The sequence below is a fragment of the Brevundimonas naejangsanensis genome, assembly GCF_003627995.1.
Classification (GTDB): domain Bacteria; phylum Pseudomonadota; class Alphaproteobacteria; order Caulobacterales; family Caulobacteraceae; genus Brevundimonas; species Brevundimonas naejangsanensis_B.
Genome location: NZ_CP032707.1, coordinates 1,488,034 through 1,511,335, shown reverse-complemented (window position 1 = coordinate 1,511,335; position 23,302 = coordinate 1,488,034). Strand labels below are relative to the sequence as shown.

Below are 23,302 nucleotides of genomic sequence, written 5' to 3'. Positions count from 1 at the left end.
GAGATCATGAGCACGGTTCAGGGGCGGCTGCGCATCGCCGTCCAGAAATCCGGCCGCCTGGCCGAACGCAGCCTCGACCTGGTCCGCGACGCGGGCCTGCGCGTGGTGAAGGGCAACAACGACCTGCTGTATCGGATCGAGAACTATCCGATCGACCTCTTGCGGGTGCGCGACGACGACATCCCGACCTTCGTGGCGGACGGGGTCTGCGACCTGGGCATTGTCGGCGAGAACGTGCTGGAAGAGGTCAGGAACGGCGGGCCGAACGCCGAGGTCGTCATGCCGCTGGGGTTCGGCCGCTGCACGCTGAAGATCGCCACGCCGCCGGGGCTGGACTACGCCGGGCCGTCGTCGCTGCAGGGCCTGCGGATCGCCACCTCCTATCCGAAAATCCTGCGCCGCTTTCTGAATGAGGCGGGGGTGCAGGCGGAGATCGTCACCATGCGCGGGGCGGTCGAGGTGGCCCCTCGGCTGAAGCTGGCGGCGGCCATCTGCGACCTGGTCTCGACCGGGGCGACGCTGGAGGCCAACGGCCTGACGGCGCGCGACACCGTGCTGGACAGCCAGGCGGTGCTGATCAAGGCGCCGACGCCGCCCGAGGCCGGGCTGCAGCACCTGCTGGACAGCGTCGTCGAGCGGATGGCCGGCGTGGTGTCCTCCCAAGGCGCCAAATACGTGATGCTGAACGCCCCGCGCGCGGCGCTGGACCGGATCACCGCCCTGCTGCCCGGCGCCGGCTCGCCGACCGTCATGCCCCTGTCGGGGCGCGACGACGCCGTGGCCGTCCACGCCGTCTGCCAGGAGGCGGTCTTCTGGGAGACGTTGGAGAAACTCAAGGCGGCGGGGGCGTCAGCCATCCTGGTCCTGCCGATCGAGAAGATGATGTGATGAAGCGTATCGACTGGAACCAACTGGACGCCGAGGGCCGCAGGGCCGCCCTGGCCCGCCCGCAACGCCGCACCGAGGGCTTCGTCACCGGCGTGGTGCGCGAGATCTTCGACGACGTGCAGGCGCGCGGCGGCGAGGCCGTGACCGACTGGGCCACGCGTCTGGACGGCGCCGCGCCGCGCCGCATCGAGATCACCGAGGCCGCCGCCGCCAACGCCCGCCGCGACCTGCCGCCCGCCGCCGCGCGCGCCCTGCGCGTCGCCGCCGACAATGTGCGCGTCTTCCATCAGGCGACCCGGCCCGAGGACACGCCCTTCATCGAGACCACGCCGGGGGTGAGGTCAAAGCTGGTCTGGCGGCCCATCGGCTCGGCGGGTCTCTATGTGCCCGGCGGGACGGCGCCCCTGTTCTCGTCCCTGCTGATGCTGGCCATTCCGGCGGGCGTGGCCGGGGTCGGGCGGCGCGTCGCCGTCACCCCGCCCTCGAAGGACGGTTCGGTCCACCCGGCCATGATCGCCGCCGCCGCCGAGGCGGGGCTGGAGGAACTTTGGCTGCTGGGCGGGGCGCAGGCCATCGCCGCCCTGACCTTCGGCGCCGAGCTGGAGGACGGCGTCATCGCCCCCGTCGACAAGCTGTTCGGTCCCGGCAACGCCTATGTCGCCGAGGCCAAGCGTTACGCTTCGTCCCTGCCCGGCGGCCCGGCCTGTGACCTGCCCGCCGGTCCGTCGGAACTGCTGGTCATCGCCGACCGCGACGCCGACTTCGAGATCGTCGCCGCCGACCTGCTGAGCCAGGCCGAGCATGACGCCGACGCCCAGGTCATCCTGGTGTCCGACAGCGGCACGGCCCTGAGCGAGACCCTCGCCCAGGTCGAGCGCCAGGTCGAAAGCCTGCCGCGCGCCGCCATCGCCCGCGCGTCGCTGGCCGAAGCCCGCGCCATCCGCGTGCGCGACCGGGCCGAGGCGTGCGAGGTGGCGAACCTCTACGGGCCGGAGCACCTGTCGATCCAGGTCGAGGACGCCGAGGCCCTGGTCGAGAAGATCAGCGCCGCCGGGGCCGTCTTCGTCGGGCGGTGGGCGGCCGAGACCCTGGGCGACTACGCCGCCGGGCCGAGCCACGTCCTGCCGACCGACGGGGCGGCGCGGACGCTGGGCGGCGTCACCACCGCCAGCTTCATGACCACCATGTCGGTGCAGACCGTCAGCGAAAAGGGCGCCGCCGCCCTGGCCCCCGTCGCCGCCGCCCTGGCGCGGCTGGAGGGGCTGGAAGGTCACGCGCGAGCCGCCGATCTGAGGAGCGCGGGATGAGCAACGATTTCTTCCTTCTCCCCTCGTGGGAGAAGGTGGCCTGCGGAGCAGGTCGGATGAGGGGGGCGTTGGCTTCGCCCTCATCCGCCTCGCGCGCTGACACAGCCCCTCATCCGTCTCGCTGCGCGAGCCACCTTCTCCCACGAGGGGAGAAGGGTCGTGACCCTGCCTGCCCCCTATCCACCGCTGTTCTCAAACGGCGAGGGTCTGGAGCGTTATCCGGCCGCGCCGACGCTCTTGGCCGCGCGGCTGGCCGCCCTCTATGGCGTCGGCGCCGATCAGGTGCTGCCGACGCGCGGCCTGACGCACGGGCTGGAACTGGTCTGGCGTCTGGCCGCGCGCGACGGGCTGAAGGTGCAGGCGCCCGACGCCGAACCCTATCTGAGCCTGGCCGCCCTCTACGCCCGCCCGGCCGACGGCGCCGGGACCGCCGCCGTGGTCATTCGCGCCCTCGGCGCGCCCGAGGCCGTGGCCGAGATGGCAAAGCGCGTCGCCCCCGCCCTGCTGGTCGTGGACGAGGGCCTGGTCGAGTTCGCCGAGGCGACGTCCGCCGCCAGCGTGGTGAAGGACCACGCCAACCTGGTCGTGCTGCGCAGCCTGTCGCTGGCCTACGGGCTGGCCGGGGCGCGGGTGGGGGCGGCGGTCGCCCAGCCGCAGACGCTGGCGCGGCTGGCGAGCGTGCTGGAGCCCTACGCCCTGCCCGAGGTCTCGGCGCGGCTGGCGCTGCAGGCGCTGGACCCGTCGCGGATGATCGAGACCGCCGAACGCATCGACGGGGTGCGCCGCGAGCGCGCCCGCGTCGCCGAGGCCCTGTCGCGGATCATGGCGCTGGAGGCCGGGGTCGGACCGGCGATCACCGCCCGGCCGTCCGATCCGGCCGGGGTCGTCGAGGCCCTGCGCCGCTACGGCCTGGCCGCCGATCTGGCGGGCGACCGCGTGCGCCTGCCCGTGTCGCTGAAGCCCGAGGTCAACGACCGCCTGCTGGTCGCGCTCGGCGCCGCCGCCCCCAAGGTGCGCCGCACCCGCGTCGGCCAGGCCGTGCGCGATACGAAAGAGACGCGCATCGTCTGCGCCGTCGATCTGGACAGCGCCGGGCCGGTGACCATCCACACCGGCGTCGGCTTCTTCGACCACATGATCGAACAGGTGGCGGCGCACGGCGGGTTCTCGATCCGCCTGGCGTGCGAAGGCGACCTGCACACCGATCCGCACCACACCATCGAGGACAGCGCCATCGCCCTGGGGCAGGCGCTCAAGCAGGCGCTGGGCGAGAGGAAGGGCATCGCCCGTTACGGCTTTGTCCTGCCGATGGACGAGGCCGAGGCGGCGATCTCCATCGACCTGTCGGGACGGCCCTATCCCGTGTTCGAGGGGACGTTTGCGACCCCCTTCATCGGCGACTACCGGACCGACCTGACGGCCCACGTGGTGCGATCGCTGGCCGAGAACCTGGGCGCGGCCATCCACGTCCGCGTCACCGGCGACGACGACCACCACAAGACCGAAGCCGTGTTCAAGGCCCTGGGCCGGGCGCTGAGGCAGGCGATCCGCGTCGAAGGCGACGTGGTGCCGAGCACCAAGGGGGTGCTGTGATGAGCGCCTGTGCCTTCCTTCTCCCCTCGTGGGAGAAGGTGGCCTGCGGAGCAGGTCGGATGAGGGGGACGCCGACCGCGTTCTCGACATCCACCGTCCCGCTCGCTGAACCCTCTCCCTCATCCGAGCGCCTCCGGCGCCCACCTTCTCCCACGAGGGGAGAAGGATGAGGGAGGTCACCCTGATCGGTTACGGGGCGGGCAATGTCGCCTCGGTGCGGTTCGCGCTGGAGCGGCTGGGCGCGCGGGTGCGGATCAGCGCCGATCCCGCCGATCTGGACGAGGCCGAGCGGGTCATCCTGCCCGGCGTCGGCGCGGCGGGCTATGCGATGCAGCGGCTGCACGCGCTCGGTCTGGTCGAGGCGCTGCGCCGGTTCAAGCGCCCGCTGCTGGGCGTCTGCCTGGGCCAGCAGCTGCTGTTCGAGACCAGCGCCGAGGATGGCGACACGCCCCTGCTGGGCCTGATCCCCGGCCGGGTCGAGGCCCTCCTGCCCGCCCCGTCGCGGCCGTCGCCGCACATGGGCTGGAGCCGGCTGAGCATCCGTCGGCCTGATCCGCTGCTGGAAGGGATCAAGGACGGCGACTGGGCCTATTTCGTGCACGGCTTCGTCTGCCCCGACGGCCCGGCGACCATCGCCGCCGCCGACTACGGCGTCCCCGTGCCGGCCGTGGTCAACAGCGCCAACCGCTGGGGCTGCCAGTTCCACCCGGAGCGCTCGGCGGCGGCCGGGGCGCGTATTCTGAAGAACTTCCTGGAGTTGCCCGCGTGATCGTCTATCCCGCCATCGACCTGAAGGACGGCGTCTGCGTGCGGCTGATGCACGGGCGTTTCGATCAGGTGACCCGCTATGACGAGGTCCCGGCCGCGCGCCTGGCCGCCTTCGCCGCCGAAGGGGCGCAGTGGGTCCACGTCGTCGATCTGGACGGCGCCGAGGCCGGGCGCGCCATGCAGCACGGCCTGATCGGCGAAATGGCCGCCTCGGTCGCGGTGAATATCCAGTCGGGCGGCGGGGTGCGGTCCGAGACGGATGTCGAGCGCCTGCTGGAGGCGGGCGTCAGCCGCGTGGTCGTCGGGTCGCTGGCCGTGACTCGGTCGGACGAGGTGCTGGCTTGGCTGGATCGGTTCGGATCGGACCGCATCACCCTGGCGCTGGACGTGAAGTATAAGGACGGGGCGCCCGTCCCGGCGCTGAAGGGCTGGACCCAGTCGGCGGGGGTCGATCTGTGGAGCGTGCTGGACCGCTATCCGGCCAGCCTGCTGACCCATGTGCTGATGACCGATGTGGGTCGCGACGGGGCCCTGACCGGGCCCAACCTCGACCTGCTGGGCGAGGCGCGGGCGCGCAGGCCCGAACTGAAGATCCAGGCTTCGGGCGGGGTGGCCACGCTGGCCGACCTGACCGCCGCGCGCGACCTCGGCTGCGACGGGGCCATCGTGGGCCGCGCCCTCTATGAGGGCCGCTTCACCGTGGCCGAAGCGCTGAAGGCGGTCGCATCGTGACGGCGAGACGCATCATTCCCTGCCTCGACGTCAAGGACGGGCGGGTGGTCAAGGGCGTGCGCTTCGAGGGCCACGTCGACATGGGCGACGCCGCCGAACTGGCCGCGCGCTATCGCGATCAGGGCGCCGACGAACTGGTCTTCTACGACATCACCGCCAGCCCCGAGGGTCGGACGCTGGACTATCGCTGGGTGCAGGACATCGCCCGGCTGCTGGACATCCCCTTCTGCGTCGCGGGCGGCATCCGCACGGTGGAGCAGGCGGCGCGCTGCCTCGACCACGGGGCGGACAAGGTGTCGATCAACTCGCCCGCCCTGGAGCGCCCCGACCTGATCGGCGAGATGGCGCAACGGCTGGGACGGCAATGCGTCGTCGTCGGCGTCGACAGCGCCTTTCAGGACGGCGAATGGCGGGTGCACCAATACACCGGCGATCCGAACGCCCGGCGCGGCGCCGGTCGGCTGACCATGGACTGGATCGTCGAGGCGCAAGGCCTGGGCGCCGGCGAGATCGTGCTGAACTGCATCGACCGGGACGGGGTGCGGCGCGGCTATGACATCGCCCAACTGGCCGAGGCGCGGCGACGGCTGACCATTCCGCTGGTGGCCTCGGGCGGGGCCGGGGCGGTCGAGCATTTCCGCGACGTGTTCGTGGAGGCGGACGTGTCGGGGGCGCTGGCCGCCAGCGTCTTCCACTCGGGCGCGATCGCGATTCCCGATCTCAAGCGTTACCTGGACGCACAAGGCGTGGAGGTGAGGATATGAGCACTTTCGATATCCTTCTCCCCTCGTGGGAGAAGGTGGCTCGCGGAGCGAGACGGATGAGGGGGAGGCCTACTTCAACCTCGCCCGTCGCGTGCGGACACAGCCCCCTCATCCGAGCGCCTCCGGCGCCCACCTTCTCCCACGAGGGGAGAAGGATGATGGCGCTCGACCTCTCCAACATCGACTTCGCCAAGGGCGGCGGCCTGATCCCGGCCGTGGTGCAGGACGCCGACACCCTGCAGGTGCTGACGCTCGCCTATATGGACGAGGCGGCGCTGAAGGAGACGCTGGACAGCGGCCAGGCCACCTTCTTCTCGCGTTCGCGCGGGGGCGGTGGCGGAAGGGCGAGACCTCGGGGGACTTCCTCAACGTCGTCTCGGTGACGCCAGACTGCGACGGCGACGCCGTGGTGGTGAAGGTGCGCCCGGTCGGCAACGCCTGCCACCTGAACCGCATCAGCTGCTTCGGCGAGGAGGATGCGCCCGGCCTGGGCCGCATCGGGCGGCTGGAGCGCACCATCCACGTTCGCGCCCAGGCCGATCCGAACGACAGCTGGACCGCGCGCCTGATGGCCCAGGGGCCGAAACGGGCGGCGCAGAAGGTCGGCGAAGAGGGAGTCGAGACCGCCCTGGCGGGCGCGGCGGGCGACGCGGCGGAACTCGCCAGCGAGGCGGCGGATTTGATCTACCACCTGCTGGTGCTTCTGCATGCCCGTAACATGGTGTTTCAGGATGTCCTCGACGTCTTGGCGCGGCGCGCGGAACCGGCCAAGGACTCTGGCTGACTACGGCCCCGCTTAGGAGGGCCGATCTTCTGCGAGGGAGGCCTTAGATGGCGGCGCTCATTCTGTTCGGCGGCGGCGGCGACCTCGCCATGCGGATGCTGTTGCCCTCCCTCTACTTCCTGGATCATGACGGCCTGCTGCCGGCGGGGCTGAAGATCATCGGCGCCGCCCGTTCGGAAGAGACCGCCGAACAGTATGTCGCCAAGGTGCGCGAGGCGGTGCAGCCCCGCGCCGAGGCCGACGGCGCCTGGGACGAGGCCAGCTGGGCGCGCCTGGCCGCCCGCCTCGACTACCTGGCCGTGGACGCCACCGATCCCGAGAGCCTCAAGCCGCTGAAGGCCCGGTGCGGCGACGGCGAGGTGACGTCGTTCCTGGCCGTGTCGCCCTCGCTCTTCGGCCGCATCGTCACGGCGATGAAGGCGGCGGGTCTGGCCGAGAAGAACTGCCGCATCGTGCTGGAGAAGCCGGTCGGCCGCGACCTGAAGTCCTTCCTCGAGATCGACGATGCCGTGGCCCACGCCTTCGACGAGCGGCAGGTGTTCCGCATCGACCACTACCTGGGCAAGGAGACGGTGCAGAACCTGATCGCCCTGCGCTTCGGCAACGCCATCTTCGAACCGCTGTGGAACAACCTGACGGTCGATCACGTGCAGATCACCGTCGGCGAGACCGTCGGGGTCGGCGACCGCTGGCCCTATTACGACGAATACGGCGCCCTGCGGGACATGCTGCAGAACCACATGCTGCAGCTGCTGTGCCTGGTGGCCATGGAGCCGCCGTCGGACCTCGATCCCGACTCGGTGCGCAACGAGAAGGTGAAGGTGCTGCGCTCCCTGCGTCCCATCACCCCCGAAGAGGCCGACCGCGTCACCGTGCGCGGCCAGTATGTCGCCGGCGTGGTCGAGGGCGAGTCGGCTCGGAGCTATGACGAGGAGCGCGGCCAGCCGTCCGACACCGAGACCTTCGTCGCCATCCGCGCCGACATCGACAACTGGCGCTGGGCGGGCGTGCCCTTCTTCATGCGTACCGGCAAGCGCCTGCCCGAGAAGCGCACCGAGATCGTCATCCAGTTCAAGCCGGTGCCGCACTCCATCTTCGGTCACGGCGAGCGCGGCGACATCTACGACAACCGCCTGGTCATCGAGCTGCAGCCCGAGGAAGACATCTCCCTGTCGGTGATGAACAAGAAGCCGGGCCTGGACCAGCGGATGCAGCTGCAGCCGATCCAGATGAGCCTGTCCTGGGGGCAGGACGGCAAGGACGCCGCCCCGCCACGCCGCCGCATCGCCTATGAGCGGCTACTGCTGGACGCCCTGCACGGCGACTCCACCCTGTTCGTGCGCCGCGACGAGGCCGAGCAGGCGTGGAAATGGGTCGATGAGGTCGCCGACGGTTGGAACTGCCGCGACTGTCGACCGCTGGACTATGCAGCCGGGACCTGGGGCCCGGAGGCGGCGGACCTGCTGCTGTCGCGCACGGGACGGAAGTGGAACACGCAATGAACAGGCGCTCTCTTTCACCGTCATCCTCGGGCTTGACCCGAGGATCGAGCCGTCCGCGCATGAGCGGCTGGCCGGCGATCACCGCAGCCCTCGATCCTCGGGTCAAGCCCGAGGATGACGGCGTGGGAGGCGAACAGTGACCGCAATGCAGACCTATCCTGACCGCGACGCCTGGGCCGAGGCCGCCGCCGCACGGCTGGCCGAGACGCTGGCGGCCGCGATCGCCGAGCGCGGCCGGGCCGTGTTCGCGGGCGCGGGCGGGTCGACCCCCTCGCCCATCTACGCCCGGTTGGCGCAGGCTGACCTGGACTGGTCCAGGGTCGTAGCCACCCTGGTGGACGAGCGCCATGTGCCGGAGACCTCGCCCGACTCCAACGCGGCCCTGATGAAGCGCGTCCTGCTGACCGGCCCGGCTTCGGCCGCGCGCTTCCTGCCGCTCTACAGCCCCGCCGTGACCGTGGACCGGGCCGCCGCCGTGGCCGCAAAGGCGCTCTCGGCCGAGGGCGGGCGGCTGGACGCCGTGCTGCTGGGCATGGGCGAGGACGGCCACATCTGCTCCATCTTCCCCGACAGCCCGACGCTGAAGACCCTGCTGACGCCGGACCTCGCCCCGACCGTGCTGGGCGTGCCGCCGGGCCGCGACGGGGCGGCCCCGCCACAGGAGCGTTTGTCGATCAACCTGCCCTATCTGGCCTCGGCCGGACGGGTGGTGCTGGCCCTGACCGGCGCGGCCAAGCGCGCCGTGTTCGAGCGCGAGGCGGCGGGCGATCCCGCCGTCCATCCCATCGCCGCCCTGATCGCGGCCAAGGTTCCCCTGGAAGTCCTCTGGACGGAGGCCGCGTGATGGCTCTGAACCCCGTGGTGGCCGAGGTCACCGCCCGCATCGTCGAACGCAGCCGCAAGGCCCGCGCCGACTATCTGCGCCGCATGGACGCCGCCTCCACGTCGGGGCCGGGCCGGGCCAAGCTGTCCTGCGCCAACTGGGCCCACGCCTTCGCCAGCCAGACCGTGGCCGACAAGCTGACGGCCATGACCGGCGCCCAGCCCAACCTCGGCGTCGTCACCGCCTACAACGACATGCTGTCGGCGCATCAGCCGTTCGAACGCTTCCCCGAGATCATCCGCAAGGCGGTGCGCGAGATCGGCGCCACGGCCCAGGTCGCGGGCGGGACCCCGGCCATGTGCGACGGCGTCACCCAAGGCCGCCCCGGCATGGAGCTGAGCCTGTTCAGCCGCGACGTCATCGCCATGTCGACCGGCGTGGCCCTGACCCACGACGCCTTCGACGCAGCCATGATGCTGGGCGTGTGCGACAAGATCGTGCCGGGCCTGTTCATGGGCGCCTTGGCGTTCGGCCACCTGCCGGTCGTCTTCGCCCCCGCCGGGCCGATGCCGTCGGGCATTCCCAACGCCGAGAAGGCCCGCGTCCGCGCCGAATACGCGCAAGGCCTGGTCGACCGGAAGACCCTGCTGGCCAGCGAGATCGGCTCCTACCACTCGCCCGGCACCTGCACCTTCTACGGCACGGCCAACTCCAACCAGATGATGATGGAGATCGCCGGGCTGCACCTGCCCTCGACCGCCTTCGTCCACCCCGACACCGGCCTGCGCGACGCCCTGACGGCGGCGGCGGCCCAGCGGGCGGTCGAACTGGCGCGCGCGGGCCAGGGGCGCATGGCCGACGTCGTGTCGGAAAAGACCATCGTCAACATGATCGTCGCCCTGCTGGCCACCGGCGGCTCGACCAACCACGCCATCCACCTGGTGGCCATGGCGCGGGCGGCGGGGGTGCTGATCGACTGGACCGACATGGACCAGCTGTCGTCGGTGACGCCGCTGCTGGCGCGGGTTTATCCGAACGGGTCGGCCGATGTGAACGCCTTTCAGGCGGCCGGCGGGGTCGCCTTTGTCACCCGCGAGCTGGTCGAGGCGGGCAACCTGCATCCCGACGTGACGACCATCATGGGCCCTCCTGGAAAAGGGGGGGCCTGGAGCCCTATTTCCAGGAGCCCTGCCTGGTCGACGGCGAACTGGTCTGGCGCGACACGGTCAAGGAGAGCCTCGACCCGGCCATCCTGCGCCCGGCGTCGGACCCGTTCGACCGCGAGGGCGGCCTGCGTCTGGTGCAGGGCGACCTGGGCCGGGCGGTGATCAAAATCTCCGCGGTCAAGCCCGAGAACCGCATCGTCGAGGCCCCCGCCGCCGTGTTCGAGACCCAGGAAGACGCCCTGCAGGCCTTCAAGGACGGCAAGCTGGACCGCGACGTGGTGGTGGTGCTGCGCTTCCAGGGCCCCAAGGCCAACGGCATGCCCGAACTGCACAGCCTGTCGCCCGCCCTGTCGGTGCTGCAGGACAAGGGCTTCAAGGTCGCCTTCGTCACCGACGGCCGCATGTCGGGCGCCAGCGGCAAGACGCCCGCGGCCATCCATGTGTCGCCCGAGGCCCTGGCCGGCGGCCCCCTGGCCCACGTCCGCGACGGCGACGTCATCCGCCTGGACCCCGAGGCCGGGGTGCTGACCACGGTGGGGATCGGCGACCTAGTCGTGCGCCCGGCGGCGACGCGATCGCGCGCCCATGCCGAGGGCTCGTCCTGGGGCTATGGGCGCGAGCTGTTCGGCGCCTTCCGCCATGTGGTGTCGACGGCCGAGGAAGGCGCCAGCGTCTGCCTGGCCTACCTCGGCGGCGGCGAGGCCCATGCCGACACCCCGCCCGACCCCAACTTCGTCGACCGGGCGGTCGACGCCTGACCCGCCGACCCGATCGCAGGACCCGACCCATGAACGACTCCTCCTCCATCGGCCCGCTGCTCGTCGGGGACGTGGGCGGCACCAACGCCCGCTTCGCCCTGGCCCGCATGGTCGAAGGCCATCCGGTGCTGGACCGCCCCGACAGCTTTCCGGCCGAGACCTATCCGACCTTCCTCGAAGGGGTGAAGGCCTTCATCGAGGGCTGCGAGGTCAAGCCGACGGGCGGGGTCATCGCCGTGGCCGGGCCGGTCACGGACGGCGCCATCGACCTGACCAACTCGCCCTGGCGGGTGTCCGAGGCCGAGCTTCAGACCCTGGGGCTGAACCCGGTCAAGCTGATCAACGACTTCGAGGCCCAGGCCTGGGGCGCGCCCATCGTGCCGGACAGCGAACTGGCCGCCCTGGGCGGCCCGGCCCAGGGCGATCCGCACGCGACCATCGCCGTCCTGGGACCGGGCACGGGCTTCGGCGTCTCGGCCCTGGTGCGCGACGCCCACGGGCGCGAGATGGCCCTGCCCAGCGAAGGCGGCCACGCCTGCTTCCCGCCCGGCGACACGGTCGAGGACGAGATCCTGCGTATCCTGCGCCGCCGCTACGACCGGGTCTCGATCGAGCGGCTGATCTGCGGGCCAGGCCTGCTGAACATGCACCGCGCCCTGGCCGAGATCGACGGCCGGGAGAGCCATATCGACGACCCCGCCGAGATCACCCGTCAGGCGCTGGAGAACCATGACAGCCCGTGCGGCGCCACCCTGGCGCGCTTCTGCGCCATCCTGGGGGCCGTGGCGGGGGACATCGCCCTGACCACCGGGGCGCGCGGCGGGGTCTATATCGCCGGCGGCATCGTGCCGCGCATCCTGCCCTTCATCCAGGCCAGCCCCTTCCGCCAGCGCTTCGAGCGCAAGGGCCGGTTCCAGGACTATATGGCGGCCATCCCGACCAAGGTGATCCTGCACAAGCACGCCGCCCTGCTGGGCGCCGCGCGGGTGGCCTTCGCCGAGGCGGGGTGAAAAATGTGATCACGGCGGCGTGAACCGTTCGTGAAGCACGGCGTTATCCAAGTCTAACCGCTTTGGAGATGCCCTCATGAAGAAGTTCGCCGCCAGCGCCGCCGTCCTGTTCGCCGTCGTCGGCCTCGCCGCCTGCCAGAATCCGACCGAAAAGGCGGCTGAAAGCAAGGCGAACGCGGTCGAGGCGGAAGGCAAGGCCGCCGCCGATCAGTTGAACGCCCAGGCCGAGAGCACCGTCGCCCAGGGAGAGGCCCAGGCCGACGCCGTCAAGGCCGAAGCCGACCGCCAGGCCGAGGCCATGAAGATGCAGGCCGAAAGCGCCCAGAAGGCCGCCGGGGAAAAAGCCGACGCCATGAAGGACGCCGCCAAGGAAGCGCCCAAGCCCAACTGAGACCAGGGTCGCCCTTCTGAAAGAAAAGAGGCCCCCGCCGCGACCGCGCCGGGGGCCTTTTCATGTCCGGCGGTCAGGCGGGCTTCAGCCGACCCTGCCCTTCTCGAAGCCGGTCCAGCAGTCGTCGTAGTCGAGCTGCATCAGCGGCGTCGTCTCGGCCCAGGCCGTGGTGCGGATCGGCATCCGCGTCTCGAACATGAAGGCCAGGGTGTTCTCGATCTTCATCGGCTTGAGGTCGGCCTTCGTCGCGCCGTTCCAGCTGGCCTGGTCCGGGCCGTGGCCGCTCATGCGGTTGTGCAGGGACGCGCCGCCGGGGGCGAAGCCGCCGGCCTTGGCGTCGTACTCGCCGAAGATCAGCCCCATGAACTCGCTCATGACGTTGCGGTGGAACCACGGCGGGCGGAAGGTGTCCTCGGCCACCATCCAGCGCGGCGGGAAGATGACGAAGTCGCAGTTGGCCGTGCCGGGCGTGTCGCTGGGCGAGGTCAGGACGGTGAAGATCGACGGATCGGGGTGGTCGTAGCTGACCGTGCCGATCGTGTTGAACCGCGCCGTGTCATAGCGATAGGGGGCGTAGTTGCCGTGCCAGCCGACCACGTCCAGCGGGCTGTGGTCGAAGGTGGTCGCCCACAGCTGGCCGCCGTATTTCTGCACGCACTGGGTCGGGCGGTCGACGTCCTCGAACCAGGCGACCGGGGTCTCGAAGTCGCGCGGATTGGCCAGGCCGTTGGAGCCGATCGGCCCCAGGTCCGGCAGGCGGAAGGGGGCGCCGTAGTTCTCGCAGACATAGCCGCGCACCTCGCCGTCCACCTCGACGCGGAAGCGGACGCCGCGCGGGATGACGACGACATGGCCGGGCCCGGCCTCGATCACGCCCATCTCGGTGACGAAGCGCTGCACCCCCTGCTGCGGCACGATCAGCAGCTCGCCGTCGGCGGAGTAGAAGACCCGGTCGACCATCGAGCGGTTGGCGACATAGAGGTGGATGCCCACGCCCGCGCCGGAATCGGCGTCGCCGTTGCCGCCATAGGTGGTCAGCCCTTCGACCCAGTCGGTCGGCTGGTCCGGCATGGGCAGCGGATCCCAGCGCATCCGGTTGGGATTGGGCGGGGTCTCGGTGAAGGGGCCGGACCGCACGCGGCCCTGGTCGAACGGCTGATACGGCCCGTGCTGGGCCGAGGGCCGCAGGCGGTAGAGCCAGCTGCGCAGATTGTGGTCGCGCGGGGCGGTGAAGGCCGCGCCCGACAGCTGTTCGGCGTAGAGGCCCAGCGCCGGGCGCTGCGGCGAGTTGCGGCCGACCGGCAGGGCGCCCTCGACGGCCTCGGTGGCGAAATGATTGGCGAAGCCGCTCTGATAGGCGGGCGCGTTGGATCGCGTCATGTCGTTTCTCCCTTGGCGAACGGTGTAGGCGATCCCCGTCGCACCGTCACCCCGGGCAGCACGACTTTGCCCTGGATCAAACCAGACCCTGCATCATCCTTCTTCCGCAGGGGGAGAGATCCGCGCGCCTACTTCTTCGGCAGGAAGGGCGAGAAGGTTATGACGGTGAAGGTGTCGCGGATGTGCGGGCGCGTCTGCACCTGCTTGGTCACGAAGGTGCCGATGTCGGCGTCCTTGGGCAGCTGGAACTTGGCCAGCAGGTCGTGCTGGCCCGAGGTCGAATAGACTTCCGACACGTTTTCAACGTTGTCGACCAGATCGGCCGCCACATCGTTGGCGTAGCCCAACTCGCATTTGATGAAGACGAAAATGGCGGTCATCATGGGCTTCAAGCCTCCCGTTGAGAGGAGGTCTCTAGCGGATGGAGACGACATGGGTAAGGCTTTGTCGCCCGAGGCGACGCTGACGATGGAACGGGCCGCCGCGTATGAGGCGGCCTACAACAACCGGGCCCGCGTGCCGGGCCATCCCGCCATCCTGGATCGCTGGCGCAAGGAGTCGCTGCGGGTCATCGACGCCCGCCGCCCCGAGACGATCGAATACGGCCCGTCCGAGCGCCAGAAGATGGAGTGGTTCGACGCGGGCGCCGGGGCGCCGGTCGCGATCTTCATGCACGGCGGCTACTGGCAGGCGCTGGACCGGGGCTGGTTCGCCTGGGTCGCGCCGGCCCTGCTGCAGCACGGGATCAGCGTCGTCGTGCCGGGCTACGACCTAGCCCCCGCCGTCTCGGTCGGCCGCATCATCGGCCAGATGCGCGAGGCGACCGAGGCCGTGCGCGCCCGCAGCGGCAAGCGGCCCCTGGCGTTCGGCCACTCGGTCGGCGGCCACATGGCGGCGGGCATGCTGTCGGAAGGCCGGGCGCGGGCGGCGCTGGCCATCTCGGGCGTGTTCGACCTGGAGCCCTTGATCCACACCTCACTGAACCAGGCCCTGGGCCTGGACGCCCCCACCGCGCGCGCCCTGTCGCCGATCCACTGGCCCGTGCCCAACGGCGCGACGCCGGGCGGGACGGCGCTGGACTGCTGGGTCGGCGGGGCCGAGAGCAACGAGTTCGTGCGCCAGAGCCGCGAGATGGCGGCCGCCTGGGGCGGCAAGGGCGCCGACACCCGCGTCGAGATCGTCGAGGGGGCCGACCACTTCACCGTGCTGGACCCGCTGGCCGATCCCGACAGCGCCATGGTCCGGCGGCTGGTCGAACTGGCCACCGCCGAATAGCGCCGCTTACCAGGATTGATCCGGCCGCTCTTGACGCCGAGGGCGCCGACCGCCGATCTGCGGCCGTCAGATTTGCCAAGGAGACCCCATGCGTCACGACCGCCTCAGCGTGCTCACCGCCCTTGAAGCCCAGGGCGTGGTGCCGGTCTTCTACCACCCCGACGTCGAGGTCTGCGCCGAGGTGATCCGGGCCTGCGCGCGCGGCGGCGCCAGGGCGATCGAGTTCACCAACCGCGGCGACTTCGCCTGGGAGACCTTCACCGCCCTGTCGAAGCAGTTCGCCCAGACCGATCCCGACATCATCATGGGCGTCGGCTCGATCCTGGATGCGCCGACGGCGGCCCTCTACCTGGCCTCGGGCGCGCGCTTCGTCATCAGCCCCTGCCTGGTTCCCGAGGTGGCCCAGGTCTGCAACCGTCGCATGGTGGCCTATTCGCCGGGCTGCGGCTCGGTGCGCGACATCTCGGAGGCGCAGGCCCTGGGCTGCGAGATCGTCAAGCTGTTCCCGGGCGCCTCGGTCGGCGGGCCGGACTTCGTCAAGGCGGTGCTGGGGCCGATGCCCTGGACCAAGATCATGCCGACCGGCGGGGTCGACCCGGACGAGGCGTCTATCGCCAAATGGTTCGGCTCGGGCATCGTGGCGGCGGGCATGGGGTCGAAGCTGATCACCGACGCGGCGATCCAGGCCAGGGACTGGGCCGGCATCGAGGCCAAGGTGCGCCAGACCGTCGAGGCCATCGCGGCGTTCCGCAACAAGCGCTGACCCTCTCCCTCCCCGTCCCGGGGAGGGTGGTCGCGAAGCGACCGGGTGGGGAGGGCCCGGTGATTAGGGCGCAGCGCCTGAATAGCCCCGCCGCCCCCACCCGGCTTGGCTGCTACGCGCCGCCCTTCGGGTCGCCTTTCAGGCTCAGCCACCCTCCCCGGGACGGGGAGGGAGAAGGCGCGCTCAAATCGCGCTCAAGCAGCGAGCCGCCGTGCGGCGAGCGATAGCGCACAAAGAAAAAAGGCCCCGCCGGTTCGACCGGCGGGGCCTCTTCTATTCAAACGCCTTCGCCGATCAGGCGGCGGCTTCGCCCTTGGCGGCCAGCTTGGCCTGGTGGGCCTTCATGCCGGCGGCGATCAGTTCAGCGGCCTCGCCCGCGTCGCCCCAGCCGTTGACCTTGACCGACTTGCCCTTCTCCAGGTCCTTGTAGCGGGTGAAGAAGTGCTCGATCTGCTCGATCAGGATGGCGGGCAGCTGACGGTAGCTGGAGACCTCGGTGTAGTAGGGGTTCAGCTTGTCGACCGGCACGGCCAGGATCTTTTCGTCGCCGCCGGCTTCGTCGACCATCTTCAGCACGCCGATCGGGCGCGAGCGGATGACGCAGCCCGGCACCACCGGCGTCGGGTTCAGCACGATCACGTCGCAGGGGTCGCCGTCGTCCGACAGGGTGTGCGGCACGAAGCCGTAGTTGCCCGGATAGTACATGGCGGTGTGCAGGAAGCGGTCGACGAACAGGGCGCCCGATTCCTTGTCCATCTCATACTTCACCGGCAGGCCGCCCTGCGGGATTTCGATGACGACGTTGATGTCCCACGGCGCGTTGGGGCCGACCGGAATGGCGTCGATGTTCATGTTACGCTCTTGTTGCAGGTGCGAACGGGGAGAATTGGGCGCGGTGATAAGCTTTGCGCGCCTTTACGGCAAGCGTCGCGGCGATCACGCTTGCCTCGTCCGGCGCGCCCGGGGCATCAATCGGCCATGAGCACCCTGGACTGGATCGCCCTGTTCGTCTTCATCGCCGCCTGGCTGGGCTACGGCCCCTTGATGCGGCTGATCGCCCGGCGCAGCGGCTCGCTCAACACCGACATGCTGGTGGTGCGCGAGGGTTGGATGACGGCCATGACCCAGCGCGAGACGCGACTGGTCGACAGCCAGCTGATGGGCCATTCGATCAACTCCGCCTCCTTCTTCGCCTCGACCAACCTGCTGCTGATCGCCGCCGTGGCGGGGGTGCTGTTCGGCGGGGAATCGGCGCTGAGCGGCTTCGCCGCCGTGGGGGCCGAGCCGGTCTCCCCCCGCCTGCTGGAGGGCAAGCTGGCCCTGGTCCTGATCTGCCTGACGCGCGGCTTCCTCGATTTCATCTGGGCCTTGCGCCAGATGAACTACACCCTGGCTCTGATCGGCGCCGCGCCCGAGATCCATGAGGAGGCCGACCGCCGCGCCTATGGCCGGGCCGTGGGCCGCGTGCTGAACCCGGCGCTGAGCGGCTTCAACCAGGGGGTGAGGGGCTATTATTTCGCCCTGGCGGCGGCGGCCTGGCTGTTCGGCCCGCTGTGGCTGCTGCTGGGCGTGGTGTCGGCCTTCGCCCTCCTGGCCTGGCGCCAGGCGGCCTCTCCCGCGGCGCGGGCGATCCGAACGGCGCGGCGCATGCTGGATCGGCCCTGAACCGCGCCCTTCGCAAGTGCAGCATTCGCTCGACCCGCCAGGTAACGGATAGCGCTATGTTTCGTAACAGCCTGTGATGGAGGCAGGCGGAATCGGCGCTTGAACATTTGTGCGCTGCAAACTAGGTTGCTTTCGACGCTTTCGAGCGTCTTGCCCTTCCTGGGCGTTTCCTCCCTATAGACTTTCCAAAGCCGCGCCGTTTGGCGCGGCTCTTTTTTGCCCGCCGGGCGCGCTCAGCCCAGGGCGGGATCGGCGCACAGGGCGGCGATGACGCGCCGCACCGCCGTGCGGCAGCGCTTCCACCCCGCCGAAGGCGCGGCCGCCGCCTCGTCCCAGTACAGCGCCCGGCTCAACTCCACCTGCACCGCCTCGAAGCCCTCGCCGGGCCGCCCCCAGACCTGGGTGGCGTAGCCCCCGGCGTAGGGGTGGTTCAGGCCGACGACCAGGCCCTGCGCCTCGAACAGCCGCCGCAGCCGCCGCGTCAGGGCCGGGTCGCAGCTGGTCCCGTGCCGATCGCCCAGCACCACGTCGACCGCCCCATTCGTCGCCCGCGCGGGCATGGAATGCCAGTCGATCAGCACCGCCCGGCCCGACCGCGCGCGCGTCGTCGTCATCAGCCCAGCCAGGGCCGCATGATAGGGGGCGTGAACCTGGGCAACGCGCGCCTGCGCCTGCGCCAGGGTCAGCCGCCGCGCATAGAGAGGACGGCCGTCGCCCGCCAGACGCGGAACCACGCCGTAGCCGGCCTGGGCCTTGGGCGAGGCCGCGCCCTCGGGGGCGTCGGCGATCAGGACCGGATCCCAATCGTCCGGGGCGCGGTTCAGGTCGACATAGGCCCGGCCGATGCGCGCCGCGATCAGGACCGCGCCCTCGCTCGGCCCGGCGTCGATCAGTCGATCCACGGCGGCGTCCTCGGCGCTGCGCAGCGACCGCTCGCACACGGCGGCCTCCATGTCGGCGGGATAGACCTCGCCCGAATGCGGCGAGGCGAAGACCAGCGGCGTCGTCCGCCCGCCCTGGGCCGGAAGAATCTCGAAGGGCGCGGTGTCGACCATGCTTCGCCTTAGCCTGCTTCGGCGCGCGGCGCCCGGCCTAAGCAAAGCCCCGGAGTGACATTTTCATCGCCGGTTTACCCGCGCGAGGCTAGGGTCCCGGCCGGATTCTAAGGGGCGCCGATTCACTCATGGCACGGATTCTTTTGGCCGAAGACGACGCGTCGCTTCGGGGCTTCCTCACGCGGGCGCTGCAGCGCGCCGGCCACGAGGTAATCGACTGCGAGAACGGCGACGACGCCATCGACGCCCTGGACCAGGGCCCCTACGACCTGCTGCTGACCGACATCGTCATGCCCGGCGCCGACGGCATCGAGGTGGCGCGCGTCGCCGCGGGCCGCCAGCCGGGCCTGCGCATCATGTTCATCACCGGCTTCGCCGCCGTCGCCCTGACCGCCGCCCAGGCCTCGCCCCAGGCCAAGGTCCTGTCCAAGCCCGTCCACCTGCGCGACCTGGTGAACGAGGTCGAACGCATGATCGCGGCCTAAGCGAAAGAAAAGACGAAAAAAGGGGGCCCAAGCCCCTTGCGGCCCCCGCGAACTGCGGGTTATAGACGCCGCCTTCCCGCCCACCGACACACCAGTCGGACGGGCCGCAAAACAGGCGGACGCGTAGCTCAGCGGGAGAGCACTACGTTGACATCGTAGGGGTCACAGGTTCAATCCCTGTCGCGTCCACCATTCTTTTCCTTAGGCATTTCGGAACCGCTCCTCATTCGGGAGATCGCCTGGCCGAGGAAGGACCGCGCTCGGACTTGAGGCCGGTTCGATAGCAGCGACAGCTCGCCCAAAACCTCATGCCGGCAGAAATTGAACCCGCGTTCGATCGCGGGCGTTGGAGAGGTTTCGGGAAGGATCGACGCCCATGCTTCGCACTGGCCTCATGATCGCCGCAGCCGCCCTGATCGTCGCCCTGCCCGCGTCCTCGACCCCGTCCTCAGCCCAGGCATCGGCCCAGGAGGCGGGGCCGATGGTGGTCGAGATGCAGTTGAAGAACTTCGACTTTACGCCCTCCACCGTGCACCTTCGACGCGGCGTTCCCGTCGTGCTGCGGCTGGTCGACGCCGGCGGCTCGCACAGCTTCTCGGCGCCCGAGCTGTTCGCGGCCTCGACGCTGGACCCGACGACCGCCGCCCTGATCCGCAACGGCAAGGTCGAGGTCCGGGAAGGCGGGGTCGAACTGCGCCTGACGCCGAACACCGCAGGCTCCTACGCCTTCCGCTGCACCCACTTCATGCACTCGGCCTTCGGCATGAAGGGCACGGTGATCGTCGACTAGGGCCGCCCCATGCCGCCGCCCGTCGCCCTGCTGGCATTGTCCACGGCCTCGCCGCCCAACATCCTGCGCCAGGACGAAGTGGCCGCCGCCGCGCGCGACCTGCTTCAGGACCGCTTCCCCGGCTTCGACCGGATGGCGCCGGTGTTCAGCACGGCGGGCATCCTGACCCGCCAGTCGGCCGTGCCGATCGACTGGTTCATGCAGCCGCGCAACTGGCCCGAACGGACGGAGGCCTATCTGGCCGTCGCGGTCGACCTGTTCGCCCAGGCGGCCCAGGCCGCGCTGGACGAGGCGGGCCTGACGGCGGCCGAGGTCGACGCCGTCGTCACCGTGTCCTCGACCGGCATCGCCACCCCCAGCCTGGAGGCCCGCGCCATGGAGCGGATGGGGTTCCGGCCCGACGCGGCGCGCGTGCCGGTGTTCGGCCTGGGCTGCGCGGGCGGGACGACGGGCCTGGCCCTGGCCGGCAAGCTGGCGCGCGCCACGCCGGGCGCCGTGGTCCTGCTGGTGGTCGTGGAGCTCTGCACCCTGTCGTTCCGCATGGATGCACTCAGCAAGGCCGACATCGTGGCGACCGCCCTGTTCGGCGACGGCGCGGCGGCCTGCGTCCTGCGCACGGGCGAGGGCTTCGCCCGCATCGCGGGGACGGCGGAGCACACCTGGCCCGACACCTTGAACATCATGGGCTGGCGGGTCGGCGAAACCGGCTTCGGCGTCATCTTCGACCGGGCCATTCCCCCCTTCGCCAGAAAGCAGCTTCGCCCCGCCATGGAGGCGATGCTGGCGACCCAGGAGATGGGCCTCGACGACGTCGACCGCTTTCTCTGCCATCCCGGCGGCGTGAAGGTGATCGACGCCCTGGAAGGGGCGCTGTCGCTGGAGACCGGAACCCTGGACCACGAGCGCGCGGTCCTGGCCGAGCACGGCAACATGTCGGCGCCGACGGTGCTCTTCGTGCTGGAGCGGGCGCGGCGCGCGGGCTTGCCGCCGACCTCCGTCCTGACCGCACTGGGACCGGGATTCACCGCCAGCACGGTGACGCTGGACGCGTCGTGATCCTGTCCGTCGCCCTGCTCGCCCTGGTCACGGCCCAGCGCCTCGGCGAACTGGTCCTGGCCCGGCGCAACACCCGCCGGCTGCTGGCGCGCGGAGCGGTCGAGACCGGGGCCGGCCACTATCCCTTCATCGTGGCCCTGCATGCGGCCTGGCTGGCGGGGCTGTGGCTGCTGGCCTGGGACCGGGCCGTGAATCCGTGGCTGCTGGCCGTCTTCCTCGGGCTGCAAGCCCTGCGGGTCTGGGTCATCGCTGCCCTGGGCGAGCGCTGGACGACGCGGATCATCACCCTGCCCGGCGAACCCCTGACCCGCCGCGGCCCCTATCGCTTCCTGTCGCACCCCAACTATGTCGTGGTGGCGGCCGAGATCTTCGTCCTGCCGACCGCGTTCGGCCTGATCGGCTTCGCCCTGGCGTTCAGCGTCCTGAACGCCACCATGATGGTCGTGCGGATCAGCAGCGAGACCCGCGCGCTGAGGACCGCCGCGCGCTGAGGGCGTCGAGAGGGCGGGCGGAGCTCGCATCAACGCCGAAACGCTCCGGCCCTGACGGGCGCGCCGCCGCCCCGGTCCGCATATTCTTCGGCAAACCGCCCGTCGGCCCGGCCAGGCATTCCGGCCGCCCGCCGCGAACCGATGGTTTACATTCGGCGACGCTTGCCGCCTCATTCCAGCTGGGCGTCGCTGTTCGCGCGCCCGGCTCTCGAGGGGGAGCCGTGATCCTTGGGGGACTATCGATGAAGAGACTGCTCGCCGCCGCCGCCGTGTCGGCGCTCGCCCTGGCCGGACCGGCCCTGGCCCAGAACGGGGCTCAAGAACGTGGCCAGGAGGCCCCTCGGCCGGCCGCCGCGTCGCCGGAACGCGCCGACGCCGCCATCCCGCCCCCGGTCGTCTCCGTGACCCGCCACACCGGCGTCTTCGGCGGCCAGCGCATCGCCTACCGCGCCATCGCCGGCGAGACCTATCTGAAGGACAAGGACGGCAAGCCGCTCGCGGCCATCGTCTCCTACAGCTACATCAAGGAAGGCCCGGTCGATCCGAACCGGCCGGTGACCTTCCTGTGGAACGGCGGCCCCGGCTCGGGCTCCCTGTGGCTGCACATGGGCGCCTTCGGGCCCAAGCGCGTGGTCGTGCCCTCGGACGCCAAGGACGACGGCGCCCCGCCCTTCCCCATCATCGACAACCCCGAGTCCCTGCTGGACGTCACCGACCTCGTCTTCATCGATCCGGTGGGCACCGGCTTCAGCCGCGCCCTGGGCAAGACCAACCCGGCCGACTACTGGGGCGTGACCAAGGACGCCAAGTCCATGGCCGACTTCATCCGCCTGTGGCTGAACGAGCACGGCCGCTGGAACGCGCCCAAATACATCGGCGGCGAGAGCTACGGCACCACCCGTTCGGCGGCGGTGATCAACGAGCTGGAAGGCAGCTACACCGACGTCTCGATCAACGGCATCCTGCTGATCTCCTCGATCCTCGACTTCAGCCAGGCCGCCGACGCCCCAGGCAATGAGCTGGGCTTCGTCACCAACCTGCCGTCCATGGCGGCCACCGCCTGGTATCACGACAAGGTCGCCAACAAGCCCGCCACGGTCGAGGAATTCGTCGCCGAAGCGCGCGCCTTCGCCATCGGCCCCTACGCCTCGGCGCTGCTGAAGGGCAACGACCTGACGGTCGAAGAGCGGGCGGCCATCCTGCCCCAGCTGTCGCGCTACACCGGCGTGTCCCAGGCCTATCTGAGCAACGCCAATCTGCGCCTGTCGCCCAGCCGCTTCTACAAGGAGCTGCTGCGCGACCGCGGCCTGACCATCGGCCGCCTGGACACCCGCTACACCGGCGTCGACTACGACAACGCCGGCGACCGCCCGGACAACGACCCCAGCTTCTACGGCATCGACGGCGCCTACACCGCCGCCATGAACGCCTGGTCGCGCGAGGGGCTGAAGTATTCGCCCGACGTGGTCTATTCCTCGATCGGCGGCACCCGCGACTGGGACTGGAACATCGCCGGCGGCCCGCGCGGCGGCTCGTCCTACCTGAACGTGGCGCCCTACATCGGCCGGGCCCTGCGTGAGAACAGCGGCCTGCGCGTCTGGGTGGGCCAGGGCTACTACGACTTCGCCACGCCCTTCTTCGGCGCCGAATATTCGCTGAACCGGCCGGGCTTCCCGACCGACGGCCGCATCCAGTGGCACTACTATCACGCCGGCCACATGATGTACGTGCGCGACGACGACCTGAAGAAGCTGTCCAACGACCTGCGGACCTTCATCCGCGCCCGGTAAGGCCCGGCCTGATGATTGACGGCTGACGAGGCAATCGACCCGGTCGATCGCCTCCTTGGTCAGGGG

General features: G+C 70.5%; 22 protein-coding genes, 1 tRNA gene and 2 pseudogenes. 21 read left to right on the top strand and 4 right to left on the bottom strand.

Annotated elements, in window-relative coordinates; all coding sequences use genetic code 11:
• The first annotated feature begins 6 nt into the window (after nt 1–6).
• The 12 genes and pseudogenes from hisG (at nt 7) to D8I30_RS14390 (ending at nt 12,486) form a co-directional block, all read left to right on the top strand.
• On the top strand, nt 7–888 hold the full coding sequence (gene hisG, locus D8I30_RS07120) for an ATP phosphoribosyltransferase (RefSeq protein ID WP_121482125.1): 882 nt from the start codon (nt 7–9) through the stop codon (nt 886–888).
• The gene (gene hisD / locus D8I30_RS07115; protein ID WP_121482124.1) at nt 888–2,195 is read left to right on the top strand and encodes a histidinol dehydrogenase; all 1,308 of its coding nucleotides are present in this window, start codon (nt 888–890) and stop codon (nt 2,193–2,195) included. Before hisG ends, hisD begins: the two co-directional genes overlap by 1 nt.
• 159 nt (nt 2,196–2,354) lie before the next feature.
• A complete protein-coding gene (hisB, locus tag D8I30_RS07110) occupies nt 2,355–3,788 on the top strand; it encodes an imidazoleglycerol-phosphate dehydratase HisB (protein ID WP_121482123.1) in 1,434 nt (477 codons plus the stop codon).
• Nucleotides 3,789–3,954: 166 nt separating this feature from the next.
• On the top strand, nt 3,955–4,557 hold the full coding sequence (gene hisH, locus D8I30_RS07105; protein ID WP_121482122.1) for an imidazole glycerol phosphate synthase subunit HisH: 603 nt from the start codon (nt 3,955–3,957) through the stop codon (nt 4,555–4,557).
• Entirely contained in the window at nt 4,554–5,288 is a 735-nt protein-coding gene (gene hisA, locus D8I30_RS07100) for a 1-(5-phosphoribosyl)-5-[(5-phosphoribosylamino)methylideneamino]imidazole-4-carboxamide isomerase (RefSeq protein WP_121482121.1), read from the top strand. The genes hisH and hisA overlap by 4 nt, the downstream gene beginning before the upstream one ends.
• Entirely contained in the window at nt 5,285–6,052 is a 768-nt protein-coding gene (gene hisF, locus D8I30_RS07095; protein ID WP_121482120.1) for an imidazole glycerol phosphate synthase subunit HisF, read from the top strand. The genes hisA and hisF overlap by 4 nt, the downstream gene beginning before the upstream one ends.
• Nucleotides 6,053–6,207: 155 nt before the next feature.
• Nucleotides 6,208–6,836: pseudogene (gene hisIE, locus D8I30_RS15105) on the top strand (bifunctional phosphoribosyl-AMP cyclohydrolase/phosphoribosyl-ATP diphosphatase HisIE).
• Nucleotides 6,837–6,883: 47 nt separating this feature from the next.
• Nucleotides 6,884–8,338, top strand: coding sequence for a glucose-6-phosphate dehydrogenase (gene zwf / locus D8I30_RS07085; protein ID WP_121482119.1), 1,455 nt, complete (start codon nt 6,884–6,886; stop codon nt 8,336–8,338).
• Nucleotides 8,339–8,483: 145 nt separating this feature from the next.
• A complete protein-coding gene (gene pgl / locus D8I30_RS07080; RefSeq protein WP_121482118.1) occupies nt 8,484–9,182 on the top strand; it encodes a 6-phosphogluconolactonase in 699 nt (232 codons plus the stop codon).
• Nucleotides 9,182–11,085, top strand: a pseudogene (edd, locus tag D8I30_RS07075) (phosphogluconate dehydratase). Before pgl ends, edd begins: the two are co-directional and overlap by 1 nt.
• 29 nt (nt 11,086–11,114) lie before the next feature.
• Nucleotides 11,115–12,095, top strand: coding sequence for a glucokinase (gene glk, locus D8I30_RS07070; protein ID WP_121482117.1), 981 nt, complete (start codon nt 11,115–11,117; stop codon nt 12,093–12,095).
• Between the two features lie 76 nt (nt 12,096–12,171).
• A complete protein-coding gene (locus D8I30_RS14390) occupies nt 12,172–12,486 on the top strand; it encodes a hypothetical protein (protein WP_162938828.1) in 315 nt (104 codons plus the stop codon).
• An 84-nt stretch (nt 12,487–12,570) separates the two neighbouring features.
• On the opposite strand, the gene hmgA is transcribed toward D8I30_RS14390, so the two are convergent.
• Together hmgA and D8I30_RS07055 are read right to left on the bottom strand one after the other, a co-directional pair.
• A complete protein-coding gene (gene hmgA, locus D8I30_RS07060; RefSeq protein WP_121482116.1) occupies nt 12,571–13,866 on the bottom strand; it encodes a homogentisate 1,2-dioxygenase in 1,296 nt (431 codons plus the stop codon).
• Nucleotides 13,867–13,994: 128 nt separating this feature from the next.
• A complete protein-coding gene (locus tag D8I30_RS07055; RefSeq protein WP_121482115.1) occupies nt 13,995–14,249 on the bottom strand; it encodes an Lrp/AsnC ligand binding domain-containing protein in 255 nt (84 codons plus the stop codon).
• 49 nt (nt 14,250–14,298) lie between these two features.
• Between D8I30_RS07055 and D8I30_RS07050 the strand changes: the two genes are divergently transcribed.
• Both D8I30_RS07050 and D8I30_RS07045 read left to right on the top strand, forming a co-directional pair.
• Nucleotides 14,299–15,141, top strand: a complete 843-nt coding sequence (locus D8I30_RS07050; protein WP_121482114.1) for an alpha/beta hydrolase — start codon at nt 14,299–14,301, stop codon at nt 15,139–15,141.
• A gap of 88 nt (nt 15,142–15,229) precedes the next feature.
• Nucleotides 15,230–15,904, top strand: coding sequence for a bifunctional 4-hydroxy-2-oxoglutarate aldolase/2-dehydro-3-deoxy-phosphogluconate aldolase (locus D8I30_RS07045; RefSeq protein WP_121482113.1), 675 nt, complete (start codon nt 15,230–15,232; stop codon nt 15,902–15,904).
• 294 nt (nt 15,905–16,198) lie between these two features.
• On the opposite strand, the gene ppa is transcribed toward D8I30_RS07045, so the two are convergent.
• Entirely contained in the window at nt 16,199–16,756 is a 558-nt protein-coding gene (gene ppa, locus D8I30_RS07040; RefSeq protein WP_121482112.1) for an inorganic diphosphatase, read from the bottom strand.
• A gap of 126 nt (nt 16,757–16,882) precedes the next feature.
• Here ppa and D8I30_RS07035 point away from each other — a divergent pair, with 126 nt between their 5' ends.
• Nucleotides 16,883–17,569: a DUF599 domain-containing protein gene (locus D8I30_RS07035; protein WP_121482111.1), complete on the top strand. Its 687-nt coding sequence runs from the start codon at nt 16,883–16,885 to the stop codon at nt 17,567–17,569.
• A 233-nt stretch (nt 17,570–17,802) separates the two neighbouring features.
• Here D8I30_RS07035 and D8I30_RS07030 read toward each other — a convergent pair whose 3' ends face one another.
• Entirely contained in the window at nt 17,803–18,624 is an 822-nt protein-coding gene (locus tag D8I30_RS07030; RefSeq protein WP_121482110.1) for an N-formylglutamate amidohydrolase, read from the bottom strand.
• 128 nt (nt 18,625–18,752) lie between these two features.
• Between D8I30_RS07030 and cpdR the strand changes: the two genes are divergently transcribed.
• The 6 genes from cpdR (at nt 18,753) to D8I30_RS07000 (ending at nt 23,236) form a co-directional block, all read left to right on the top strand.
• Complete coding sequence (gene cpdR, locus D8I30_RS07025; RefSeq protein ID WP_121482109.1) at nt 18,753–19,109, top strand: cell cycle two-component system response regulator CpdR; 357 nt, start codon at nt 18,753–18,755, stop codon at nt 19,107–19,109.
• A 117-nt stretch (nt 19,110–19,226) separates the two neighbouring features.
• A tRNA-Val gene (locus D8I30_RS07020) sits at nt 19,227–19,301 on the top strand.
• Nucleotides 19,302–19,485: 184 nt separating this feature from the next.
• Nucleotides 19,486–19,899: a cupredoxin domain-containing protein gene (locus D8I30_RS07015; RefSeq protein ID WP_121482108.1), complete on the top strand. Its 414-nt coding sequence runs from the start codon at nt 19,486–19,488 to the stop codon at nt 19,897–19,899.
• 9 nt (nt 19,900–19,908) lie between these two features.
• Nucleotides 19,909–20,955 (top strand): type III polyketide synthase, encoded by a 1,047-nt coding sequence (locus D8I30_RS07010; RefSeq protein WP_121482107.1) that lies wholly within the window; start codon nt 19,909–19,911, stop codon nt 20,953–20,955.
• On the top strand, nt 20,952–21,446 hold the full coding sequence (locus D8I30_RS07005; protein WP_121482106.1) for an isoprenylcysteine carboxyl methyltransferase family protein: 495 nt from the start codon (nt 20,952–20,954) through the stop codon (nt 21,444–21,446). The genes D8I30_RS07010 and D8I30_RS07005 overlap by 4 nt, the downstream gene beginning before the upstream one ends.
• Nucleotides 21,447–21,688: 242 nt before the next feature.
• Entirely contained in the window at nt 21,689–23,236 is a 1,548-nt protein-coding gene (locus D8I30_RS07000; protein ID WP_121482105.1) for a S10 family peptidase, read from the top strand.
• Nucleotides 23,237–23,302 lie beyond the last annotated feature (66 nt).